Raw genomic sequence first — 22,005 nt, 5'->3', positions numbered from 1 at the left:
GCATATCATTCGAATGAATTTAATTTGGAGGATTTGCGACAGTTCTGTAGCAGCCTCCGCGGTGTTCCAAGCCGTGTAGGTAAGGGCAAAAGAGAAACGGGCCGCGCAATGCACGGCCCGTCGGGCGGCCTTAGGTTCTTTCGCGATCTTACGCCGCGCGCGAGAAGGCGAGCGAACCGTCGGAATAGATTTTGCGGCCGTCCCGGAAGACGCAGCGGACATGACCGATGCCGCGGTCGTCGGCGACAAGGAGGTCGGCCTTCTTTCCGACCGCGATCTCACCGCGATCCGAAAGTCCGAGCGCCTGGGCTGGATTGGACGTCGCCAGCCGGCAGGCACCGGGAAGTCCGTGCTTATCAGCCTTTGCCAGTTCCAGCACGGCCGGCAGGATGGCCGAAGGATGATAATCGGCGGCCAGGATATCAAGCAGCCCGGCGGCATGGGCGTCGCGCGCCGAAAGATTGCCTGAATAGGACTGTCCGCGCAGCGCGTTTGGCGCGCCCATGGCGTTCATCAGGCCGAGCCTTTTCGCCTCGGCCGCTGCCTCGAGGGTGACCGGAAACTCGGTGATCAGGACACCGAGCGAGTGCATCAGCTGCACCTTGGCGACGGTGTCGTCGTCATGGCTGGCGAGTACCACACCATGGGCGTGACAGGCTTTGGAGATCGCATCCAGCGTATGCGTCATCACGTCGGCAGGCTGGGTGCGTTCCTCGATACGACGCGCGATCGACTGTGCGGCGTCTTCGAGGCTCATGCCCTTTTCGCGGGCGAGCTTTTCGACGTGGCGCTCGACATCGCGGTACTGTCCCTGGCCCGGCGTGTGATCGTTGAGCGAGATCAGATCCACCGAGCCCTCGGCGATCAGCTCCTCAATCACGGCCAACGCCTTGGGGAACGTGATTTCGAAGCGCGCATGGACCTTGTGATCGACCAGAAGCTTGCCGCGCATAGTCTTGATCGCGCGGATGACGCTGCTGGTGTGATCGTAGCTACGCAGGTGCCCGTAGGTCGAGGCCGGGCTGAAGGACAGCGCGGCATAGGCGGTCGTGACGCCGGAAACGGCAAGACGGCGATCGAGATCGCGCAGACCGAGCTCAAGCGGCATGCGCACATTCGGCCGGGGCTCTACCTCGCGTTCCACCATGTCGCCATGCATGTCGATGAAGCCGGGCATCAGGATCAGGCCCTGCGCCGACATGTCGGCATTGGTGACGGGTTTTTCCGAAATTTCGGCGATCATGCCGTTTTCGATGCGCACCGCACCGTTCGGCAGCACGCGGTCTCGCAGCACCACTCGGCAATCAGAGATCCACATTGGCAAGTTCCTCAAAGGCTTGAAGTTCGATTTCCCGGTCGATGAGCCCAGCTACATCTCCTGGATGATGAAAAACGCCGATCATGGCGACGCCCTGCGCCTTGAGGTCGGCGAGACGGTCTACCAGCGCGTTTCGAGCGCCGGCATCCAGCGAGGCCGTTGGCTCGTCGAGAAGCAGCAGCCGCTGCGGCAGAATGAGCGCCCGGGCGAGGTTGACCTTCTGCTGTTCTCCGCCGGAAAAGGTGGTGGGATAGGCCTTCCAGAGACTGCGCTTGACGCCGAAGGCTTCCAACCAGTGCCGTGCCTCGACGAGCGCCTCGTCGCGCGGCATGCCCGCCTGGCGCAAGGGCTCGGCGACAATATCCTCGGCAGGAACCCGCGGGCGGGCGATCAGGAACTGGGTGACGAAGCCGATCTCGCGCCGGCGCAAGAGCGCGATGTCGACATCGGCTGCCCTGGCGAGGTCGATGCGGCCCTCGGCCGTGTGGTACCAGATCTGCCCCGCGCGCGGCAGATAGCTGCGATAGAGGGTGCGCAAAAGCGTCGATTTGCCGACGCCATTCGGCCCTCTCAAAAGCAGGAATTCGCCGGGGTTTAGCGTAAACCCGATGCCTGAGAATGCGTGAAGGTTCTGGTCGAGATGATGCATGTGGAAGGTTTTCGAGAGGCCTTCCACCTCCAAGACGGGCTGCATGCTGGTCTCACAATTTGGCATGAACAAGTTGTTGGGTGTATTCGTGTTGCGGGTCCTGGAAGATCTGGTCGACCAAGCCTTGCTCGACCACGCGACCGCGCCGCATGACCATGACCCGGTCTGCCATGGTGCGGATCACGCCGAGATCATGGCTGACGATGACCATGGTGATCGCCCGATCCCGCTGCAACCGCTTCAAGGTGTCGAGCACCAGCGCCTGGACGGACACGTCGAGGCCGGTGGTCGGCTCGTCGAGCAGCAGCAGTGCCGGTTCGAGCGCAATCGCCTTGGCGAGCTGCACGCGCTGCTGCATGCCGCCGGACAGTTCGATCGGCCGCGCATCCATGCGCTCCAAGGGAAATTCTGAGGCATCGAGCGCCTCTCGCGCCTTTGAGCGCAGCTGGGCGAAACTTCGCTCGCCGGCGATCAGCAGTCGCTCCGCCACGTTGCCGGAACTGGTATGACCCATCAGCAGGCCGAGATGCGGGTTCTGGTAAACGATGCCGATATGGCGTGCGCAAAGCATGCGGCGGGCGAAGCGGTCGAGATCGAACAGGTTGCCGTCGAGCTCTGGCAGGGCCAGGCGATAGTCACCGCTGTCGGGCGTGTCCTCGAGGTTCATCATCCTCAGAAGCGTGGATTTGCCTGAGCCGCTTTCGCCGACGATGCCGAGTACCTCGCCGGGATAGACGGTTGCGGAAACGTCCTGAAGAGCGGCCACCTTGTCGAAGCGTTTGCTGACGTCGGTAATTGTCAGAAGCGGTGGGGTTGTCATTAGTTGGGGCGCGTTCTGCAGCCGCGGGGCCAGATTTTCTGCGATCATGGGCGGAATTCTCCGTTCTTGTACCAAGTCTCGCCTTGTTCCACATTCAGCCCCTCGGTGCGGCGGATCACCTTGATGCCGAAATTGCTATCGGACAGCTCGAATTGCGAGCCGCCGTCGTCCTGCGGGATCTCGTTCATGAAGTAACCGGTGACACCCGAGCGATGGCAGGTGAGGCCGGCATGGTCCTCGACCTTGTAGGGCACGTCGGAGAAGACCAGCGGCTCGACCCGCGTGAAAGGCGGCACGGCGTAGAGCCGCTTTTCTCGCCCAGCTGATAGGAAAGTCAGGTGCCGTGCCATGTCGAGCTTCGGCACGTCCCAGCGTGGGATCGGGGAGGGGGTCATGACATGGCGGCCGTTCACCAGCGAAGGATAGGATGCGCCCTGCATGATGCGGCCCGAACGTACGATCTGCTCGTATAGCGTCAGCCACAGCCGGCCGTAATCTGCGTCGGCATGCATATGGCGGGCAATCGACATGTTGGGCTCGACCGGGCGCAGTGGCTCGGGGTTCGGCACCTGCAGCACGAGGATCTGGTCCTCACGCAATTTTTCCTCAGGGATACGGTGCCGGCTTTGAACGATTGTCGCTTCCTGGGTGTCCCAGGTTTCGCCGGCGCCGGAGACGCGCGACAGGAAGCGGCGGATCGAGGCGGCGTTGACGCTGTCGTCGGCGCCCTGGTCTATCACCTTGATCACGGAGGAAGGCTTGATCAAGGTCAGTGTCACCTGCAGGCCGCCGGTGCCCCAGCCGCGCGCGATCGGCACCTCACGGCTGGCATAGGGCATCTGGCAGCCCGGCACAGCAATCGCTTTGAGCATCTTGCGACGCAGTTCGCGCTTGGCCGAGGCGTCTAGGAAGCCGTAGCTGAAGGCTTCCCATGGCTTTGTGAGTGAGGAAAGGCTCATGCCGGCTCCTCCACGAGCTTGCTGGTTCTGGGGGTATCATCAGTGGGGGCGACCTTCTTCTTCGCGTCGCGCAGGGCGTCGAGCGAAGACTGGAAGGTGACGTAGTGCGGCAGCTTGAAATGGATGCAGAAGCCCGAGGCTTCCACCGGTTCGGTGTGGTAGAGGAAGAACTCCTCGCTGACGGCTGAATTCTGACCTGCTGCTGCTGAATTCAGATCCAGCGTCGCCCCCGCAATGGTCTTGATTTCGTTCCAGCCGAGGGTCGCGCAGAAGCCGAGCTCAAGCTGACCGTCTTTTCCCTTGCTCGTGACTTCTGCCTGCGAGACGCGGACGCGACCAGCCGAGAAAATCGTGCCCGCCGGATGACGCACACGCACGTCCGCTTCTGCAAGACGCAGTTCGTTGACGGTGGGATGCGCATTACCATAGCCGCGCATCGCCGAATAACCGAGTGCCAGCACACCGCCGGTGTCGGCGCGAGCCAGGCTTTGCAGCGTATGGGCGCGTTTGGCCGGAAACAGAAGCGGCTCGCGGGTGAGGTCTGGAATGTCTTCCCGGGCGACTTCGTCGGCGGCGACGTCGGCGACCAGCCCTTGCGCCTTTTGCCAGGCGGCAAGCGATGGCTGTCGTGCAGGCGCGGGATTTGCCGCTGGTTCGACCGGGGCCGGCTGCAATGCCTGGCCTTCCAGCACTCCGGTCGCCAGCAGCCGGTGCGAATAGTCGAGCGTCGGACCGAGCAACTGGCCGCCGGGAATATCCTTGAAAGCTGCGGAAATGCGACGGTGGGTGAACAGGCTTTCCTGTGTCACCGGTTCTGCGATCGCAAGGCGCGGCTGGGTGGTGCGCCAGGCACGCAGAAGGAGCACCGCCTCGTAAAGGTCGCCGCCGGCCTGGGAGAGCGCAAGTGCTGCCAGATCCCGGTCGTAGAGCGAGGCTTCGCCCATCACGCGGTCGATCAGGTAAGGCAGGCTGTCGCGGACTTCCGTGACGCGTTCGACGTCAATCGCGCCCATTTCGGCGCGGTAGAGCCGTTCAGACTGTTCAATGGCGCGTTCACCGCCTCGGGTTGCCACATAGGCCATTAGAGCACCTCCACCGTGGTTGAGCGTGGAAGACCGACAACGCGGTCGCCGTCGACGAAAAAGAGTTCGAAGCCGGTCGGATAGAGGCAGCGCTTTGCGCGGAGCGTCCAGACATCAGGCTTGAGGCCGCCGATGCTGATGTCTGCATGAGTTTCGATACCGGGGCCGCGCAGGCGGAGCCTCTGTCCTTCGCCAACCCTCGCCGATGAAAACACGGTCGCGCCGTCATCGGGATAGAGGTGCGACCCCGCGGGCACGACGGCTAGATCGCGCAGGCCCGCCTCCGCTTCCAGATCGAGGAAGGCGTGGTCGGCGTCGCGCGGGCCGGTAATTGCCGCTCCGGTCGAGGCGATCAGCGGCAGAAGCGTCTTGTGGCTCGAAACGACCCGGCATTCGCGGTCGACCAGCGTTTCGACGATGGCCTCCAGACCCGGCTGCGGCAGTGTCTGGACAGTGCCGGGGCGGGCGAGCGCCCACATCAGGGCATCGTAGGTGGCATTGTGAAGCCGCTCCAGGTCGTTCGGAACGGGGATTGCGATCAGGGCGGAGGCATCCATCAGAAGGTCTCCATGTCTACACGGGTCGCCTCGACCGCGCGAAGGCGCTCTGTGTCTGCGCTCACGATCTTCAGGGCCTCATCTTCCACGAAGTCACTCACGCGCGCGGCAAGGGTTTCGATCGACCCGGCTGCATCCACGATCGCCATCGCCATGGCGCGCTCGAGGTCCCGGCCGACGATCATGCCGTAGCCTTCCGTGCCGTTGGACCGGAGCCGAATATGCGCCTCGGCCACCAGCACCTCGCCGAGATGGAAATCCGTGCCCTTCACGGTGTCGCGCATTGGCAGCATCGCGAGCCCTGTGCGGCTCTGGACGACGTCGATGGCGCCGAGTGGAGGAAGAAGCTCTTCTGCGAATGCTTTCAGTGCGGCTTCATCGGCGCGCGCAAGGGTTTCGAGCCGGCGGGCGTGGTCCTCGCCAAACGCCCCGGCATGCTGGAACTGTGTTGTCATGGGGTCTTGCCTTCCTCGCCCACGAAGGGGTCATCGAGACTGTCGAAAGAAAACTGGACACGGTCGCCCGCCCAGACCGCCTCGGAATAACCAAGCGCGGTGCCCTTGGTATCGACGTCGATCTTTGTGACGACCATGACGGGATGATCTGGGTGTTGCCGAAGAAGCCTGGATTCTTCCGGCTCGGCGCGACGGGTGAAGATGGTGGTGCTCTTGCGGAAATAGTCCGTGACCCCGTGGTCTCGATAAATCTCCGTCACGGAAACGCCGGCCTCGCGGCGCGCGCCGAGATCGGGAAAGAGTGCGACCGGATGAAAGGCTATACCGAGATTGATCGGCATGTCGTCGGCCAGACCGCGCCGCATGATCCGATGGACCTCGGCCCCGCGCGCAATCCTTAGTGCCTCGGCCACACGATCGGGTGCCGGCACGATGGTGGTGGAGAGGTGCTCGCCAGACGGCTTGTAGCCCTGTCCGGTCAGGTTCTCGCGGAAACGCGTCCTGCGCCCGATCTGGTAGTTGATCAGCCGGGTCGCCTCGACGAAGGTGCCGCGCCCCTGTTCAACCCTAAGCTTGCCTTCGACCGCGAGCGCTGAAACTGCGCGCCGGACCGAGTGGCGGCCAACGCCATAGACCTCGCACAGCTCGGGCTCCGTCGGCAGCCGCGTGCCGGGAGGAAGTTTGCCCGAGGCGATGTCACTGGCCAGGTGGTCTTTGACGATTTGCCAGGTGTCTCTTTGCATGCGCTATCCATGATTCATTCGAATGAATCGTGGATAGAGCATGCGTATGACGCGGTGATGACGCGGCTCTGATCAGTGAACTGGAGGGCAGCGCCAGTCGTTCAGTCGCGCCGGGGACCAACTTGATATGGGGCAGGCCTGTCGCTTCAGCTGCCTCCGTTTGTCTTCGTAAGGGGCCCGGTTATCGGACGGCAGCCGATAATCTGGCGCGGCTTCACGCGCACGACAACAAGTGTTGCGAAAGGCTCGCGATCAAATTGTTGTCGGCTTACCAGGTGAAGCGGGCGTACCAGCATCAGACGACCTTGGTCATGAGACCACATGCTTTTGCTTCAAGCCTTCTTGAAGTCCCGCTTAATCGGTAGGGTCTTTTGGATTGTCGAAGGCCGCCTTGAGTTCTGCTGACATCGGTACGCGCATGTTGATGCCTTCAGGGGGGACCGGGGAGGTGAACCATTTCTCGTAGAGCGCTTCAATCCTGTCCGATGAATAGATTTCCACCAACGCAGCGTTGATGGCCTCCCTGAATTCGGTGTCCTCAAGCCGCACCATCAGGCCGTAGGGCTCTGGCCATCCCAGCGCATCGCTGGACAGCTCGTAATCATCTGGATTGGAGGATTTGGCTACCATGGCTGCGAGAAGTATGCCGTCCATGACGAAGGCTGCGGCGCGCCCCTCGTTGACCAGCTGAAAAGCGTCCTTATGGGTCTCGACGGGAATGACGGCGATATGCAGTGATCGCTCACGGTTGATCGTATTCAATTGACCGATATTCGTTGTGCCTGAAGTCGCGACCACCGTGTGACCTTCAAGATCATCGATCGTTCGCAGATTGCTTTTCTTCAGGGAGACGAATTGGGTGCCGGTGATGAAGTGGGGATAGGAAAAGCCTACGCTCTTGCGCCGCTCGGCATTGTTGGTGCTCGCAACACACTCGATATCGATGTCTCCTTCACGAAGCATGGCAACCCGATTGCGCGGTGTACGTTCTACAAACTCGACTCTGACCTCGGGTAAATTCAGCCTTTGTCTTAGCCTTTCGACGACCTCAAGACAGAGTTCCGTCGAGTAGCCGGTGACCGTCCCGTCCGGTTGGCGATAGGAAAAGGGGAAGTTCTCGGCGCTATGCCCGATCAGCACGATCCCGGTCTTTGCAATCTTTGCCAGGGTCGGTTCGCTAGCCTGCGCATATGCCGCCACCGGTAGAAGCCAAACTGACAGGACTGCAATGGCGGCTCGAAGGATCGTGAACGGTCTGCGCTTCAAGATTTGCTGCGTCATCTCTCGTTCCTTATCAATCAAGATAGTCGGTTGGAGCGTCGAAGGCGGCTTTCAGGGAAGGCGACAATGGCAGCTTCAGGTTCATACCGTCAGGCGGGATCGGTGACATGAACCAGGTGTTGTATATGGTTTCGATCTGCGGACCGGTGAACACCCGTTCCAGCGCAGCATTGACGATTGAGCGGAACTCCTCGTCGCCATGGCGAACAAGGAGTCCATAGGGCTCCGGTGGGCTCAGCGTCTCCTCGGACAGCGCGAATTTTTCTGGCTCTGGCGCCTGCGCAATCATGGCCGCGAGCAAGATTCCATCCCAGACAAAGGCTGCAGCACGCCCGTCGCTGACAAGTTCAAAGGCTTCGGAGTTGGTCTTGGTCGGGATGACGCCAATGTTCAGCTGCTTCTCGCGGTTGATCGCATTCAACTGCTCTATGTTGACGGTGCCGGAGGCTGCTGCGACCGAACGGCCGGCGAGATCTTCGATCCTCGCGATCCGATCGTCACGTCGCGTCATGTACTGGGTGGCCGTCGTGAAATGCGGATAGGAAAAGCCTACGATCTTGCGCCGCTCGGCATTGTTAGTGGTCGCCGCACACTCGATGTCGATCTTTCCACTCTTCACAAGAACGAAACGCGTGGCAGAGGTTGCCGGCACATAGTCAATGCGCAACTTCTCGAGTTTCAGGTGCTGCCTGACCTGATCGACGACGGCATGGCACAGATCGATCGTGAAGCCGACGATCTTTCCTTCTGGGGTCTGAAACGAAAACGGCGGCTCTGCGACCCGGTAGCCTAGCGTGATCACGCCGGTTTCTGCGATCTTTCGCAGGGTCTCACTATCGGCCTCGGCCGCCACGGGCAGCGGCGCAACGAGTGTCGCAAGTGTCAAGGCAACGGATGCCAGTCTGCGCATGTCATTCTCCCATAGGTCCCGGGGAGATGAATTGCCCCGGTCAATCGTTCATGCATGCTTCTGTCTGCCATCCACCGGCTTCATAGCGTTGAACTCGATCTGCGAATGCGGGTGGGGGCGTGCAAAGAAATAGCCTTGGGCATTCGTACAGCCTGCGGCCTTGAGGATGATCAGTTGCTCTTCGGTCTCGACCCCTTCCGCTGTCACCTCCATACCCAGTTCTCGAGCAAGATTTGTGATGGCTGCAACGATTGCACGTGAGGTGGAGTGGGTTGGCAGGTTTGCAACGAACCCGCGGTCGATCTTGATCTTTTTAAACGGCATCTCGGCGAGATGGCTGAGCGATGCATATCCAGTGCCGAAGTCGTCGAGCACGACTGCAATACCCAGTCCAGCTATCAACTCGAGAGCTCTACGGCTGTCAGCGCCGGCCAGCACGGCGGTTTCGGTCACCTCCAGCTCCAGGCGTGAAGCCCGAAGCCCCGAGATTTTCAACGCCCTGGCGACCGTGTCCACGATGTTGCCTTGGCGCAATTGAATGGGTGACAGGTTGACCGCAAGCTTCATGGTCTTTGGCCAAGACATCGCATCCGCACAAGCGCGCTCTAGGACCCATGCGCCGAGCGGCACGATTATGCCGGTCTCCTCGGCCAAAGGAATGAAGCGGTCCGGCGAGATCAGTCCGTGATTGGGGTGCCGCCACCGGACAAGCGCCTCAAAGCCGTCGACCGTGTCGCTTCCAAGCTTTATGAAGGGTTGGTAGTGGATCTCGAATTCGCCGCGCTGCAGCGCGAGCCGAAGATCGATCTCCAGTGCATGTTGATCCTGGACCACCATGTCCATGCCCTGTTCGTAGACCACCAGGGTACCGCGCCCTTCAGCTTTGGCCCGATAAAGGGCCAGGTCGGCGTTCTGCAGCAGCTGGCCGGGCGTGTAACCATCGGCAGGGGCACAAGACACGCCAATGCTCGTGCCGACGATCACTTCGTTTCCTTCGAGGACAACACCTGCTGAGATCGACTGCAAAAGGCGCAGAGCCAATTCTCTGGCATCCTCTATCGCGTCTCCGTCGACAAGCTGGATGATCGCGAACTCATCCCCTCCCAACCGGGCTGCCAGGTCGCCTTCGCCAAGCAACGCCCTGATCCGATCTGCGATCGTCACCAAGAGCTGGTCACCGCAACCGTGTCCCAGGGTGTCGTTGATCACCTTGAAACGGTCGAGATCGAGCAGGAGAACGTTGAAAGCGCGTTGTGTATCGAGGGCTTCGCTCAAGGTCTTCATCAAGAGTGCGCGGTTGGCGAGCCCGGTCAGCGCGTCGTGGTGGGCCATGTATTCAAGTTTCACAGCCATGTCGCGGATTTCCCTGAGGCGTGCACGCTCGACAACAGCTTCTCGCAGCGCTTCGATGGCCCTTGCCATTGCGCCGATCTCATCGGTGCGGTCCTGAAAAGGTGTAGCGCTGTCTGTCACCTCGCTTGCGATCTTCAAGGTGGCTTGAACCAGCGTCGGCACAGGCCGGAAAAGGCGTCGGGCAAAGACCGCAACGAAACATCCTGTCATCAGCAGGACGGTCAGGACTGCAAGCAGGGCTTGGCGGAGTAGAGCGTCTCGTGTCTGGTTGAGGACCGAGGCCTTGCCGATCGAGACCGCAACAGCGCCAAACAGCTTGTCGTCTGTGCTGACGATGGGCAGGAGGCCGAGAAAATGGCGTTCTCCGGCAATCGTTGCAAATCCACTTGTCACCTTGCCAGCCTGAAGGGCGCCAAGAAAAAGTCCTTCGTCGCGACGGATCCACGCAGTGTCGCCCGGCGAGACACCTGTCGAGGCTGCTATGTCAACAAATCGCTGAGTGTTTTGGTCAAAGTGGAAGAGCCAGGCGTCGTTCTTTGTTTGAGTTGCCACCATGGCCAGAACGTCTGTGGGCGTGAACCCCGTGAAAAGGATGGAATCATCGTTTCCGACCGGTTCGCTCGACACGATCTGCTCGACCTGGCCGCTTTCGTCGGCCTTTATCACTATATAGGTGTAGATGTTCCGGAGGGTCGAGCTGGCGATCTGGGCATTGATGCGCGCCTGATTGTGCCATTGTTCGTTGGCTGCATCCACGAACATGGACCAGCCGACCATTGCGCCCAGTCCATAGGAGGCAAGCGCTACCATCACGAAGGCCAAGGTGATTTTGGAAACGAGCGACCGTTTCCAGGCCGCGACCCTTGCAAGACTACGGCGCAAGAAAGGGATCCGTGCTATCGGCCCGGTTTCCGCCCGGGGTATGTCCGCTTGACGCGTCTTGTCAATCATTCCCCAGATGCCGCCTTTGCCGTGATCAAGTACCTTGTCGACCTGGTTCGAAGTAATCTGAGATTAGATCTAAGTGATTTCTAAATGGAGAATGAATCGCTATTTAAGGTTGAATTTTTGAGGTGTCGTTTATTTTTCCTTAAGGCCGGAGGCGGTTGTTAGGCGTCGCGCCAGAGTTCAAGTGGTTGATCGAAAATTGATTAAAATTTGTCCCTGGGTCATTATTTATAGTCTTTTTTGATAATTGTTTCGTATTTTAGTATCAATGATGATTTTGCATGTCTCGACATTACTCAATTTCCGATAAGGGTTACTTATCGGAGGTCAGAGACCCCAGTCTGATTTGTGCGGGGTATAGAACCGTATTAACAATATAGCTTTCGCTTAACGAATCATTTACCATAAATTCAATGTCTTACGATATCGCCAGATTGCCCATCCCGAGCCTGTTGCGGCCGATTTCCGAGGCTGGGGTCGCTCTTGCCCGTCTCGATGAGCGCGTCGCCCGTTCCGCCGTCGGTCAGGGCTTTCTCGAGCGCTCGCATTTCCTCGAGGCACATGCTTCGCTCTGGGTCGACGGCGAACTCGTCCATCTCGAGGACCTCGTTCTGCATGACGCCCTCCGGGACATCCGCGCACCCACCCACGAACTCACCATCGCCCGCGACATCCTGAAAACCCGACGCCGCATTGCAGCCCATCCAGCCGCCTGGGCTCTCTCTGCTCAAGGCCTTGCCTCCCTCCGCGGGCAGGCGTGGCCTGCAGCATCCGGGGGCGTAGACGGGGAGGGGGTGCCGGATGGGAATGTGGAGGTGATCGGCGCTCCGGCCATGATAGGGGAAGCGAAAGATCCCGACATTGATGGTCTGGGTGATGCGTTTGCCGCGATCGATGCAGTACTCGCCCGATCCGGGGCCGCGATCGAAGAGGCGAAGAAGCCGGGGCGCGCCAAAAACGTTCCGGACAAGGATCCGTTCGTCTACGATCTCGACTGGGATGAGGACGAGCGGCTGGCGGAGTGGCAGGCCGTGCTGGCTCGTGCCCAGGATCTGCCACCGGTCCTTCAGGCGATCGTCGCCCTCGATGCGTGGAATGAGATCTCCGTCCTGCAGCATGCGCCTTGGCTCGGCCGGCTGCTCGCCGCCTCGATCCTGCGCGAAGGTGGCGTGACCTCCGGCGGACATCTCGCGGCGATCAATCTCGGGCTGAAGGCCATCCCCGTCGATCGGCGCCGGCATCGTGATCGGGAGACGCGGTTGCTGGCAATAGCCAAGGCGCTGACCATTGCGGCGGAGACGGGGCTGAAGGAGCATGACCGGCTGGTGCTGGCGCGGCAGATGATGATGCGCAAGCTGGAGGGTCGGCGGATGTCGTCCAGGCTGCCGGAGCTGGTCGAGCTTGTCATGGCCCGACCGCTGATATCCGCCGGGATGGTGGCGAAGACGCTCGAGGTGACGCCGCAAGGGGCAAGGCGGATCGTTCAGGAACTTGGCCTTCGCGAGATGACGGGCAGGGGGAGGTTTCGGGCGTGGGGGGTCGTTTGATGGCGTCAGGACCGTGCACAGACACTGATGCCGCGACGGAAGTTGCGGGAGGTCGAGGCAACGCTTGCAAGATCGGCCCGGGAGGATGCAGAGCTAGAAAAGGTGGCCTATGTGCTGGCTACAGTGTTCAGCCGGTAGCGTGTTGCCTTACGTTCACCGCTGCGTAGCAGGGCGCCTTTCTCGACCAGATCCGAGAGGTCGCGCGTTATAGTCGAGGGCGGAGCGCCGGTGATTGTTGCGTAGTTGCTGGCGCTCAGGCCGCCGGTGAAGCCCTCAGGGCCTTCAGCCAGCATACGCAGTAGCACTTTCTCTTGCCGCTCGTTCAGTGCGCCACGCAACCGGTCCATGAAGCGCGTCTTCTCGATCAGGAAGCGGACCAGCTCGTCCGCTGATGTCTGGGCTTCGAGTGCCCGATCCGCGAACCATGAGAGCCAGCCGTCGATAGCAAGCGTGGTGCTCGCCGCTTCCAGCATGGCGTAGTAGCCTTTGCGATGCCTGAGCAGCGACTTGGACAATGCGCTAAAGGTTGGCGTCGAGATCGCCCGTGCAAGGGCGCTTTCGGCGATCGCGCGGCCTATGCGGCCATTGCCGTCCTCGAAAGGATGAATGCTCTCGAACCACAGATGAGCGATGCCGGCACGGGTGAGAGCGGCAAGCGGGTCTGCACCTTCGGGAGAGGTTTGTTCCAGCCATTCCAGAAGCCTGCCCATCTCCGCTGCCAGGCGGTTGGATGGAGGTGCTTCGAAGTGCACGCGCTCGCGCCCGAATGCGCCTGAGATGATTTGCATCGGTTCGTCATGATGACGGTAGCTGCCGATAGCTGCGATGTCCCGGCGACCGTTCATGACCATCCGGTGCCATTCGAACAGCCGCTCCTCAGTTATCGGGTTAAGCGGGTGGCGATAGAGGTCCGCCATCATTTCGGCTATGCCTGCCTCGGCCGGCTTGCTCCGGAATGCAGCCGCGGACATTCCAAGTTGCTTCCGAAGGGACGATTGCACGCTGTCTCGGTCAAGGACTTCGCCCTCGATCGCCGATGTGCTCAAAGCATCAGAGCTGAGCAGCTCGATCACGACCTCCTCGCGTTCGACTTGCCCCAGATGGCGCATGGTGCCGACGGCAATAGCGGCATTCTCCATGAATGCCTGCTCCCTGACCCGCAGAAGTTCAGGGTTCCATTCGAATGCCGGCCATCCCGCCAATTCCCAATTCCAAGCCATGGGCGATAAACTCCATATTTATCGCCCACAATGCCGCAATGAAGTGAGCGATAAAAGTCATTTGTTTCGCTCATCGTTCGGAAGCTGTGAAGTCATTCGGACGTCCGATTGCTGACGTTGTCCAGCACGCACCTTGATGCGATCGGCCAGACACGCAGTTCGCAGAATTCGGGCGTCTGTCTCCACATATGGCGTCAGGAAAAATCGATGAGGAGGGGCTTGAAGAATATGCATCCAGACTGGTTGGTGATCACTTGGTCGCTGCTCAGTCATGACTCTGATCGTGGTTCTGAGCGATAGGAAGGCTTGCAATAGCTCACTATTGGTCACTTTTGTGAGGTATAGAAGGGTTACATCTCCTGTCGGCCACAAGACGCGGCCCCGATCAAGGCTCAGGATCAATGTCGGCGCGCTGGTTGCAATGGTGATGATGGGGGCGGTTCTTCGGAACGCTGGTTCGATTCCCATCAAGGCGGCGGAGGGGAGATTGCGCGTAGGCGGAAATAATTACCGCTTATGCCGGGTGACAGAGGTTCAAATCTCTTCAAGGGCTAGGCTACGACCGTTTTGTGCCTTCTATCCGGACACTCGTTTCCCCCTTCTCTTAGCCCGACATCTGCCGTCTTGCAGATGATAGACCGCTACCCCTCGCCTAAGCCGCCTGAACTTCGACCGTTACATGGGAGAGATCGTGAATGGCGGACAGCTTGGCTTTGTAAGCGGCGACGGTGAGCGTTGCCGGCGACCTGATAGAAAGAATGGCGCCATGATGTCCCGGGCCAAGCTGCCAGACATGAAGATCGACAATTTCGTCACCGTCGCCTTCGATGATGTACCGGATTTCTTGTGGTAGATCCTCAGAATGTGCTAATAACGTCAGTGGCATCAGGAAGACCAGCAAGGATAGTTGACACGGAGTTTGCGGGGTTGGTTGATGCCTGCAGTCGACAAGCGCTGCCTGCCTATCTCTTGCCTACGACGATGGGAAGCCTCTGAGCCGAGCGGCCCGGACTGCTGAAGTAGATGGGTTCGGCGTCTTTTGGGCGGGGCAGGGAGTGAGCTTCACTCGTCCAATGCCAGCAGCAGATCTGGTGCGCGCGCTTAGGGCAGAAGCGGAACTATCTCTTGGCTAGACCCCGCCGGCCGTTTTTTGTGCATTTCGCGCTGCAGCTTTCTCGATGCGCCAGGACAGATATGCAGTTAACAGTTCAGCCTGACTGAGGATCAACGGATTTCGGTTTCCCAGGTCTTTGTGGCGGCGCTACGACTGACTTCTGCTGTAACGCGTGGAAAGCTTCGGGCAAGCTGGTTGTCTGACATTGCTTGTGGTGCCGGTCATGATGTCCGGCTAAGGAGTGTTGACTATGGGCTATGACTGGACCGGAAAACGCACACGCAGGATACGCCGGATCAAACTTGCGGTATCCGCAATCATCTCAATCGCGACTTTAGCTATACCAGTCTTTGCGGCCACGATGCCTTTAGCGGGATAGCCCACAAGCCGATTGCCAGTTTCCCGTTGTCCACTGCATTCGGGCCCAAGTTCGGTCTTGAGTTTGGGCCAGGCGTGAAACGCCTGTCGTGCATGATGACTGGGTGGCAATAGTGGTGTTTGTGCGCCTATCGATACAGGCGCTCGCGCTCCGGCATCCATTGGCGGGTCTTGGCAAAAGCGACGAACTCGTCGGCAGTCATCGGTTTGGCAAAGGCGTATCCTTGCAACACATGGCAGCCAAGGCGGCGAAGCTGTTCAGCATGCGCCAGGGTCTCAACACCCTCCGCGACCGTCTCGATACCTCGGACCTTGCCAATGTCGATGATGGAACGCACAAGGCTCTGCTGTGCAGTGGACTCCAGGAGCGGCTGCACCAGACGTCGGTCGATCTTCAGCCGCCTGGGCGACAGTTCGAGAAGGCTGATAATGGATGCATGCCCGGTGCCAAAGTCGTCGAGCTCTATGTCGATGCCGAGCGCCTTGATTTCCACGATAGCCTGCTTGAGCCTTTCGTCGGCAGTATCGAACGAGATCGACTCCAGCAATTCGAATGTCAGTGAACCTGGCCTAATGTTCATCGCCTTCAACTTGCTGATGAGCTGTTCGTCGCGCAAGCGCTGACAGGAAACGTTTACCGAAACACAGGGAATGGCTAGTCCCTGGCTCTCCCATCGCATTGCTTGGAATAGAGCTTGATCGAGGATCGTCTCATCAATCCGAGCGACGATGTTGAGGCTTTCTGCGATTGGCAGAAAAACATCCGGCGCGACGAAACCGCGGGTTGGATGCTCCCATCTGGCGAGAGCTTCAACGCCGGCGATCTCGAACGTCTCGGCATCGAATTGCGGCTGGAAGAAGGGTCTGAATTCACCGCGTTCGAGCCCCCGTAGGATGTCGTCACTGAGCCGTTTGACTTCCACCGTGCGCAGGCGCAGTTCGCCGTTGAACGCCTCGACACGGTTGCGGCCTCGGCGCTTCGCCTCATACAGTGCTATGTCGGCGTTTACGAGTGATTGCTCAGGCGTCTCGTCGCAGTTGTAGCGTATTGCCAGGCCGACACTGGCGCCGATGCGACAGTCGTGGCCCGCGACCGTCATTGGCTGGCTGATCGCCTCAACGAGTTGAGCCGACAGGAGAGGGAAGTTGGCCTTTGGCGGATCGCGACGCGACAGCAGCACGAATTCGTCGCCGCCAATTCGAGCAATGAAGTCTTCAGGAGGCACATGAGCACGAAGAACCGAAGCGACTTGCCTGAGCACCTCGTCCCCCGCCGCATGGCCTAGCGTGTCGTTGATATCCTTGAAGCGGTCAAGGTCGATATGTAACAGGCTCAATGGCAGAGTGTCGTGATTTGCGCCGGCAAGCGCAAGCTGATGATCAAGGAAGCGCCTGTTGGGAAGGCCTGTCAGGGCGTCGTGCAGGGAATTGTGTTCAAGGACAAGGCGAGCGTCTTCGAGTGCCCTGTTCTGTGCTTCCGCAGTGAGTTTGGCCTGCAGCAGTTCCTCTTGAAGCCGTACGTCTTCCGTAACATCCCAGTTCGCGCCAACGATGCGCTTGGCACCCGAGGAGCTGCGGTAGGTCATTCCGTGTGCCCGGATATGGCGAATACTGCCATCCTGTCCGACGACGCGGAAATCGGTAATGTATGGTTCCTCCGCCTCAACGGCCTTGGCAAAAACCTGCTCTGCATGCTCCAGATCTTGCGGATGTAAGGCATTGCGCCAATCGTCATATCGGCAAATCCTCTGTTCCGGCGCGACGTCATAGAGCGTTCGCATGCGCGCGTCCCAAGACAACGCCTTGGTGGCGCAGTCATATTCCCACACGCCCACCTTTGAGGCATCCAGAGCGAGTTGCAGGCGCTGCGAGATGGTTTCGAGCTGGTCTTCCCGATCTTGGAGGATAAGAATGTGTCGATTCCTGTCCTTCATCAGATATCCGACCCAGAACATCGGTACGACGATGACGACGGCAAGGAGCGCGAGTCCGACACGGAAGAGACTGAACTGATGAGATGGCTGGCCCCAGCCTTGTAGCGGTGACGCTGACATGACCCAGACCTCGTGGCCGATGTCAATCGACATCACGACCGGCTCGACATCGACGGCAGCATCCGTCTGGAAGAATTTTTGCGCCTCTCCTCCATCTTTGGAAAGGCTGGACATTGAGACGGCGACGGGCAGATCAGACTTGAACCCGCTGCTTTCCAGAAGCTTGTCGAGATTGATGACAGCGGAGGCGATACCGAAGAAAGCGTTTTCTGTACCGGTATGGATTGGATAACGCGCAATCACCCCACGTCCGCCCTGGACGAGCTCGACCGGGCCGGTAACGATGAGCCGGTTTTGCTCCATCACCTGCATGGCTGCAGCGCGCTGGCGTTCGTTCTTGCGGTAATCAAGCCCTAGGCTCGCCTCGTTTCCCTGGAGAGGATAGACGCGGCTGACGACAAGATCCGGCGCAATCGCCAGGCTGCGGAGCTGGTTGTCTTCCCTGAAAATGCGGCTCGCAAGATCCGCAAAACGGGCGGGCAGCATGTTTGGCTCAGTCTCAAATGTCGAAACCAGGCCCTGGACCAACTTGATATTGCCCAGAAGATTCCCCTCCAGGCGTGAACGCAGCAGGCCTAGTTGCTCAGTGGTAAAGGAGCGAAGGTATTCCTGCTCCAGCCGACGCTTCTGCGTGTCGGCAAGGAATACTGCAATCAGCACGGCAAATGTGGCGACGATGGCTGGGACGTAGTATCCAAGCTCTTTGAAGAAATATGGCAAATTGCGAGTATTCATTGCGCCTTCCGACCCCGCGCCCATTTGGCGCCTGTGGCGGCCACGAATGACCCAAGATTGGCTATTGCTTGGAAAATCGCAGAAGCAGCTTAATATTTCCTGACGGAAATATATTGCGAATTGGGAGGGCCGCGTTGCATTGCCGTACGGTCATAAGCGGCGTCACATGGCGAACCGCACACGTCGGTTTCGCTCTTCCATTGAGCGTAGTAAAGTCTATGGGGCCTGCTAGGCTGAGCCTGAGAATTGACAGTCCGCAAAACTGCGTTAAACAAAAGCGATGGGGTTGCGATCGCCCCACGAGGCGTCATGCCGAAGAATCGCGTCCATCAACCCGGCTACCGGAGGACGCGCCATGCCGTCATTTCTCGAAATCTCACCCGAAAAATTAAGCCGCCTTGTCGGTACACCGAGCGCCCCGGTGCTCATCGACGTGCGCACCGATGAGGATTTTGAGGCCGATCCAACGCTGATCCCCGGCTCTCGTCGCCGTTCTTATGAAGATGTCGCATCCTGGGCTGGAGAGTTGATTAATTGCCCGGCTGTGATCATCTGCCAGAAGGGCAAAAAGCTCAGCCACGGTGTTGCTGCCTATTTGCGAACGGGAGGAATTTCTGCGGAAGTTCTTGAAGGCGGTTTCGACTCCTGGAAGGCCGCAGCTCTGCCCTTGACATCGACGAGTCGAATGCCGAAGCGCAATGCTCGGGGCCGGACCGTCTGGGTGACGCGCTCGCGGCCGAAGATTGATCGCATTGCCTGCCCGTGGCTGATCCGACGCTTCATCGATCCGGGCGCAGTCTTTCTGTTCGTCGCGCCAGGCGAAGTCGTCGCCGTGGCAGAGCATTTTGCCGCAACGCCTTTCGATGTCGACGATGTCTTCTGGAGCCACCGAGGTGAGCTTTGCACCTTCGATGTGCTGATCGAGGAGTTCGGACTTGCGACTGCACCACTCCTTCGCCTGGCGACCATCGTGCGCGGTGCCGATACGGCGCGGCCGAATCTCGCCCCCGAGGTGGCGGGCCTGCTTGCCGTGTCACTTGGCCTGTCGCGCATGTTCAACGACGACCTTCAACATCTCGAGGCAGGAATGACGCTCTACGACGCGTTCTATCGCTGGTGCCGCGATGCAACCGGCGAAACACACGACTGGCCCGCTGGAAAGAAAGGTATCTGAGATGTCTGACACGGTCGTATCGGCAGAAACATCGCGCAGGCCGGCAGAACACGGTATCCCATTCATGGAAGCATTCAGGGTTTGGCTCCGCGTCGCGGCTTTGAGCTTTGGTGGACCTGCAGGCCAGATCGCGGTGATGCACCGGATTGTCGTCGATGAGAAGAAATGGGTCGGCGAGAACCGTTTTCTGCATGCCTTGAACTATTGCATGCTGCTTCCGGGTCCTGAAGCGCAGCAGCTTGCCGTTTATCTCGGCTGGCTGATGCATCGTACGGCAGGCGGTCTTATGGCGGGGATACTCTTCATCCTGCCCGGCTTTCTTTCTATCCTTGCACTCAGCTACATCTATGTCCTCTATGGTGACGTATCAGTTGTTAAGGGCCTGTTATTCGGCTTGAAGGCTGCGGTCCTCGCGATCGTTCTTCAGGCTGTTTTCCGCATTGGCGGCAGGGCATTGAAGAGCCCGGCCATGGTGCTGATCGCCGCTGTGGCCTTCCTGGCAATCTTCGCGTTCCAGGTCCCGTTTCCCTTGATCATCCTTGCGGCGGGCATTCTCGGCTATCTCAGGGCAAAGACCGGGCATGGTTGGTTTGCGATTGCAGGCGGACACAAGGCGGCGGCAGGCAAGATCCTGTCTGACGCGGATTCTGCGCTTGGCGAAAGCATGCCCGCGCATGCGAGGCCGAATCTTAAGTGGTCGCTAAGGGTGTCGGTAGTTCTTCTGCTGCTCTGGCTTGCGCCCGTGGCCTTACTTTATGTCACGCTCGGCCCGGAAAACGTCTTTACCCAGATCGGCGTCTTCTTCAGCAAGATGGCGGTCGTCACCTTCGGAGGTGCCTATGCGGTCCTGGCCTATGTGGCACAGGAGGCGGTGCAGAGTTACCAGTGGCTGCGGCCCGGCGAGATGCTGGACGGGCTCGGCATGGCGGAAACAACGCCGGGACCGCTGATCATGGTGCTACAGTTCGTTGGGTTCCTCGGCGCCTATCGCGATGCAGGCGGGCTTGATCCGTTACAGGCCGCAACGTTTGGCGCTATCCTTGCGACCTGGGTGACCTTCGTTCCGTGCTTTCTCTGGATATTTCTCGGCGCGCCGTTCATCGAGCGGCTGCGAAGCAACGTAGCCATCTCCGGCGGCATGGCGGCGATCACCGCCGCCGTCGTCGGAGTGATCCTGAACCTTGCGGTCTGGTTTGGGCTGCATGTCTTGTTTTCCGAAGTGAACCGTGTCCAGGCCGGGCCGCTCTCGATGGAAGTGCCAGTGCTGTCGTCCGTCGACTGGGTATCGCTCGTGCTGACGCTTCTGGCGGTTATCGCAATCTTCCGCCTCAAGATGTCGGTCATGACGGTGATGCTCGGTGCCGCCGTCTTCGGCATGGGCTGGACCCTTGCTGGCACGGGGTGACGGCGGTGCGTCTTGAACACACGTAAAAGAAGGCTGGTCGAGGTAATCCCGCCAGCCGCAATGATTATGTGACCCGGCTGATGTCACTGCAGGCACGGTCGATCGTAAGCGGCAGCTTGGTTCGCCCTCGTATTGCGAACCGGACAGCTGGTCACAGCCGCCTCGCTGAAATCATTTGCGCGTCGCGCCAATTGCGGAACTAGCGGGTGGCGACGGTCTCGAACCAGGAGCGCGCTCAGGCAACGTCCGCATCGTCGCCTGCCCAGCCGTGCTCGGCATTCATGACATGGAGTAAAACCAAAGCGCGCACTTGCTGCCGGCTTTTCTCCCGCGGAATCATAGGTCGCAGGTTCGATTCCCATCAAGGCGAATGCTATGACCGCTTAGCGCTCACAGGAGACAGCATATGAGTCCCAATGAACGGCTGGAACGGGACCAGCAGCACGGCCTCCGCTCACAACAGCATAGGATCCAAGCTGCAGTCGTGCCTGCCAGTTTTCAGCGCGGCGTGCTGATTGCACAACTCTCATCTGCTGCCCAATCGGCAAAACTCAGATAGTAGACATTCACATTGCTCCGGCCCGCCATCACAGCGGCGAGTGCCGCAAGTGCAGCGCGACCGCCACCGTTGCAGTGGCTGACGATCGGCAGATCACCGCTCAGGCCGGCCGCATCCAGCATGTTTTCAATCTCGCGGGCGTCGCGCAGACGCTGCCCATCCAATAGCACGTCATGCGAAAGATTGAAGGCACCCGGCAGATGTCCGCCGCGTGAGTTTCCCTTCAGATCCTCGCCGCGATACACTGCACCGGTGCGTGCGTCGAATATCTGCACGTTTTCCAGCTCGCCTCTGAGGGTCAACCTGTCCCTCAGTCCCACGCGACCTGAGCCGGGCCGGAGATTCAGAGGGGTCGAATGAGGAGCCAACTGCTCCGGCTTTTGGTTCAGTGCGGATAACCCGCCATTGAGAACTGCCACGGGCAGCCCGAAATATTGCAGAATAAACCAGACACGGGCAGCCTCGGTCATGCGGCCATCGTCGAGCACAACAGTCATAGCGTCCGGTCCGACCCCGAGTGCCTGAAGCTCACGATGCCAAAAGGTGAGGTCGTCAAAGCCGCTCTGGCTGCGCTTGGCGGTCTCGATCCAGTCATCAATTGGAACGCTGGTAAGTCCGTCCGCTCGTTCGCCGCCGCCCGGCACGTAAAGCAATCGTAGCGGCGAAAGCATCTGAAGCTCGTTGGCGCTGATGAGAGGGGCGTGGTCCATGGTCTTCTCCGGTCTGCGGGCCAAAATGGTTGCG

The 22,005-nt window shown here is 59.7% G+C and carries 19 protein-coding genes; 4 read left to right on the top strand and 15 right to left on the bottom strand.

Annotation, left to right across the window (positions count from 1 at the left end; all coding sequences use genetic code 11):
* Positions 1-148 precede the first annotated feature (148 nt).
* From ACQKP1_RS12795 to ACQKP1_RS12745, 11 genes are all read right to left on the bottom strand, one after another.
* Positions 149-1,318 carry an alpha-D-ribose 1-methylphosphonate 5-triphosphate diphosphatase gene (locus ACQKP1_RS12795; RefSeq protein WP_427275523.1) on the bottom strand — a complete coding sequence of 390 codons (1,170 nt, stop codon included), beginning with the start codon at positions 1,316-1,318 and terminating at the stop codon, positions 149-151.
* Positions 1,305-2,012: a phosphonate C-P lyase system protein PhnL gene (locus ACQKP1_RS12790; protein WP_427275522.1), complete on the bottom strand. Its 708-nt coding sequence runs from the start codon at positions 2,010-2,012 to the stop codon at positions 1,305-1,307. The genes ACQKP1_RS12795 and ACQKP1_RS12790 overlap by 14 nt, the downstream gene beginning before the upstream one ends.
* Positions 2,013-2,019: 7 nt before the next feature.
* On the bottom strand, positions 2,020-2,835 hold the full coding sequence (locus ACQKP1_RS12785) for an ATP-binding cassette domain-containing protein (RefSeq protein WP_427275521.1): 816 nt from the start codon (positions 2,833-2,835) through the stop codon (positions 2,020-2,022).
* A complete protein-coding gene (locus tag ACQKP1_RS12780) occupies positions 2,832-3,746 on the bottom strand; it encodes an alpha-D-ribose 1-methylphosphonate 5-phosphate C-P-lyase PhnJ (RefSeq protein ID WP_427275520.1) in 915 nt (304 codons plus the stop codon). Before ACQKP1_RS12780 ends, ACQKP1_RS12785 begins: the two co-directional genes overlap by 4 nt.
* Positions 3,743-4,828: a carbon-phosphorus lyase complex subunit PhnI gene (locus ACQKP1_RS12775; RefSeq protein ID WP_427275519.1), complete on the bottom strand. Its 1,086-nt coding sequence runs from the start codon at positions 4,826-4,828 to the stop codon at positions 3,743-3,745. The genes ACQKP1_RS12780 and ACQKP1_RS12775 overlap by 4 nt, the downstream gene beginning before the upstream one ends.
* Positions 4,828-5,385, bottom strand: a complete 558-nt coding sequence (phnH, locus tag ACQKP1_RS12770) for a phosphonate C-P lyase system protein PhnH (RefSeq protein ID WP_427275518.1) — start codon at positions 5,383-5,385, stop codon at positions 4,828-4,830. The genes ACQKP1_RS12775 and phnH overlap by 1 nt, the downstream gene beginning before the upstream one ends.
* Positions 5,385-5,840, bottom strand: coding sequence for a phosphonate C-P lyase system protein PhnG (phnG, locus tag ACQKP1_RS12765; RefSeq protein ID WP_427275517.1), 456 nt, complete (start codon positions 5,838-5,840; stop codon positions 5,385-5,387). The genes phnH and phnG overlap by 1 nt, the downstream gene beginning before the upstream one ends.
* Complete coding sequence (gene phnF, locus ACQKP1_RS12760; RefSeq protein ID WP_427275516.1) at positions 5,837-6,583, bottom strand: phosphonate metabolism transcriptional regulator PhnF; 747 nt, start codon at positions 6,581-6,583, stop codon at positions 5,837-5,839. Before phnF ends, phnG begins: the two co-directional genes overlap by 4 nt.
* A gap of 354 nt (positions 6,584-6,937) precedes the next feature.
* A complete protein-coding gene (locus tag ACQKP1_RS12755; protein ID WP_427275515.1) occupies positions 6,938-7,864 on the bottom strand; it encodes an amino acid ABC transporter substrate-binding protein in 927 nt (308 codons plus the stop codon).
* Positions 7,865-7,877: 13 nt separating this feature from the next.
* Positions 7,878-8,774, bottom strand: a complete 897-nt coding sequence (locus ACQKP1_RS12750) for an amino acid ABC transporter substrate-binding protein (RefSeq protein ID WP_427275514.1) — start codon at positions 8,772-8,774, stop codon at positions 7,878-7,880.
* Positions 8,775-8,822: 48 nt separating this feature from the next.
* Positions 8,823-10,337, bottom strand: coding sequence for a bifunctional diguanylate cyclase/phosphodiesterase (locus ACQKP1_RS12745; protein WP_427276450.1), 1,515 nt, complete (start codon positions 10,335-10,337; stop codon positions 8,823-8,825).
* 144 nt (positions 10,338-10,481) lie between these two features.
* On the opposite strand from ACQKP1_RS12745, the gene ACQKP1_RS12740 reads away from it, so the two are divergent.
* Together ACQKP1_RS12740 and ACQKP1_RS12735 are read left to right on the top strand one after the other, a co-directional pair.
* Positions 10,482-11,162, top strand: coding sequence for a hypothetical protein (locus ACQKP1_RS12740; protein ID WP_427276485.1), 681 nt, complete (start codon positions 10,482-10,484; stop codon positions 11,160-11,162).
* Positions 11,163-11,488: 326 nt separating this feature from the next.
* Positions 11,489-12,622 carry an RHE_PE00001 family protein gene (locus ACQKP1_RS12735; protein ID WP_427275513.1) on the top strand — a complete coding sequence of 378 codons (1,134 nt, stop codon included), beginning with the start codon at positions 11,489-11,491 and terminating at the stop codon, positions 12,620-12,622.
* Between the two features lie 107 nt (positions 12,623-12,729).
* Here ACQKP1_RS12735 and ACQKP1_RS12730 read toward each other — a convergent pair whose 3' ends face one another.
* From ACQKP1_RS12730 to ACQKP1_RS12720, 3 genes are all read right to left on the bottom strand, one after another.
* A complete protein-coding gene (locus tag ACQKP1_RS12730; RefSeq protein WP_427275512.1) occupies positions 12,730-13,842 on the bottom strand; it encodes a Fic family protein in 1,113 nt (370 codons plus the stop codon).
* Positions 13,843-14,494: 652 nt separating this feature from the next.
* A complete protein-coding gene (locus ACQKP1_RS12725; RefSeq protein WP_427275511.1) occupies positions 14,495-14,728 on the bottom strand; it encodes a hypothetical protein in 234 nt (77 codons plus the stop codon).
* A gap of 734 nt (positions 14,729-15,462) precedes the next feature.
* The gene (locus tag ACQKP1_RS12720; RefSeq protein ID WP_427275510.1) at positions 15,463-18,123 is read right to left on the bottom strand and encodes a bifunctional diguanylate cyclase/phosphodiesterase; all 2,661 of its coding nucleotides are present in this window, start codon (positions 18,121-18,123) and stop codon (positions 15,463-15,465) included.
* A 355-nt stretch (positions 18,124-18,478) separates the two neighbouring features.
* Between ACQKP1_RS12720 and ACQKP1_RS12715 the strand changes: the two genes are divergently transcribed.
* Together ACQKP1_RS12715 and chrA are read left to right on the top strand one after the other, a co-directional pair.
* A complete protein-coding gene (locus ACQKP1_RS12715; RefSeq protein ID WP_427275509.1) occupies positions 18,479-19,297 on the top strand; it encodes a chromate resistance protein ChrB domain-containing protein in 819 nt (272 codons plus the stop codon).
* Between the two features lies 1 nt (position 19,298).
* Complete coding sequence (gene chrA, locus ACQKP1_RS12710) at positions 19,299-20,702, top strand: chromate efflux transporter (RefSeq protein ID WP_427275508.1); 1,404 nt, start codon at positions 19,299-19,301, stop codon at positions 20,700-20,702.
* Positions 20,703-21,200: 498 nt separating this feature from the next.
* Here the strand turns inward: chrA and ACQKP1_RS12705 are convergent, their stop codons facing one another.
* The gene (locus ACQKP1_RS12705) at positions 21,201-21,971 is read right to left on the bottom strand and encodes a sulfurtransferase (RefSeq protein ID WP_427275507.1); all 771 of its coding nucleotides are present in this window, start codon (positions 21,969-21,971) and stop codon (positions 21,201-21,203) included.
* Positions 21,972-22,005: the final 34 nt, after the last annotated feature.

It is taken from the genome of Allorhizobium sp. NPDC080224 (genome assembly GCF_050281005.1).
Classification (GTDB): domain Bacteria; phylum Pseudomonadota; class Alphaproteobacteria; order Rhizobiales; family Rhizobiaceae; genus Allorhizobium.
Note: the sequence above shows the minus strand (reverse complement) of the source record. Positions and strands in the feature narration are given on the sequence as shown.

Coding starts and splice junctions, on each gene's coding strand:
- ACQKP1_RS12735 (WP_427275513.1), top strand. CDS start 11,489: ATGTCTTACGATATCGCCAGATTGCCCATCCCGAGCCTGTTGCGGCCG.
- ACQKP1_RS12725 (WP_427275511.1), bottom strand. CDS start 14,728: ATGCCACTGACGTTATTAGCACATTCTGAGGATCTACCACAAGAAATC.
- ACQKP1_RS12720 (WP_427275510.1), bottom strand. CDS start 18,123: ATGAATACTCGCAATTTGCCATATTTCTTCAAAGAGCTTGGATACTAC.
- ACQKP1_RS12705 (WP_427275507.1), bottom strand. CDS start 21,971: ATGGACCACGCCCCTCTCATCAGCGCCAACGAGCTTCAGATGCTTTCG.
- ACQKP1_RS12755 (WP_427275515.1), bottom strand. CDS start 7,864: ATGACGCAGCAAATCTTGAAGCGCAGACCGTTCACGATCCTTCGAGCC.
- phnG (WP_427275517.1), bottom strand. CDS start 5,840: ATGACAACACAGTTCCAGCATGCCGGGGCGTTTGGCGAGGACCACGCC.
- ACQKP1_RS12775 (WP_427275519.1), bottom strand. CDS start 4,828: ATGGCCTATGTGGCAACCCGAGGCGGTGAACGCGCCATTGAACAGTCT.
- chrA (WP_427275508.1), top strand. CDS start 19,299: ATGTCTGACACGGTCGTATCGGCAGAAACATCGCGCAGGCCGGCAGAA.
- ACQKP1_RS12795 (WP_427275523.1), bottom strand. CDS start 1,318: ATGTGGATCTCTGATTGCCGAGTGGTGCTGCGAGACCGCGTGCTGCCG.
- phnF (WP_427275516.1), bottom strand. CDS start 6,583: ATGCAAAGAGACACCTGGCAAATCGTCAAAGACCACCTGGCCAGTGAC.
- ACQKP1_RS12780 (WP_427275520.1), bottom strand. CDS start 3,746: ATGAGCCTTTCCTCACTCACAAAGCCATGGGAAGCCTTCAGCTACGGC.
- ACQKP1_RS12750 (WP_427275514.1), bottom strand. CDS start 8,774: ATGCGCAGACTGGCATCCGTTGCCTTGACACTTGCGACACTCGTTGCG.
- ACQKP1_RS12785 (WP_427275521.1), bottom strand. CDS start 2,835: ATGATCGCAGAAAATCTGGCCCCGCGGCTGCAGAACGCGCCCCAACTA.
- ACQKP1_RS12740 (WP_427276485.1), top strand. CDS start 10,482: ATGGCGTTCTCCGGCAATCGTTGCAAATCCACTTGTCACCTTGCCAGC.
- ACQKP1_RS12730 (WP_427275512.1), bottom strand. CDS start 13,842: ATGGCTTGGAATTGGGAATTGGCGGGATGGCCGGCATTCGAATGGAAC.
- ACQKP1_RS12745 (WP_427276450.1), bottom strand. CDS start 10,337: ATGACAGGATGTTTCGTTGCGGTCTTTGCCCGACGCCTTTTCCGGCCT.
- ACQKP1_RS12715 (WP_427275509.1), top strand. CDS start 18,479: ATGCCGTCATTTCTCGAAATCTCACCCGAAAAATTAAGCCGCCTTGTC.
- ACQKP1_RS12790 (WP_427275522.1), bottom strand. CDS start 2,012: ATGCAGCCCGTCTTGGAGGTGGAAGGCCTCTCGAAAACCTTCCACATG.
- phnH (WP_427275518.1), bottom strand. CDS start 5,385: ATGGATGCCTCCGCCCTGATCGCAATCCCCGTTCCGAACGACCTGGAG.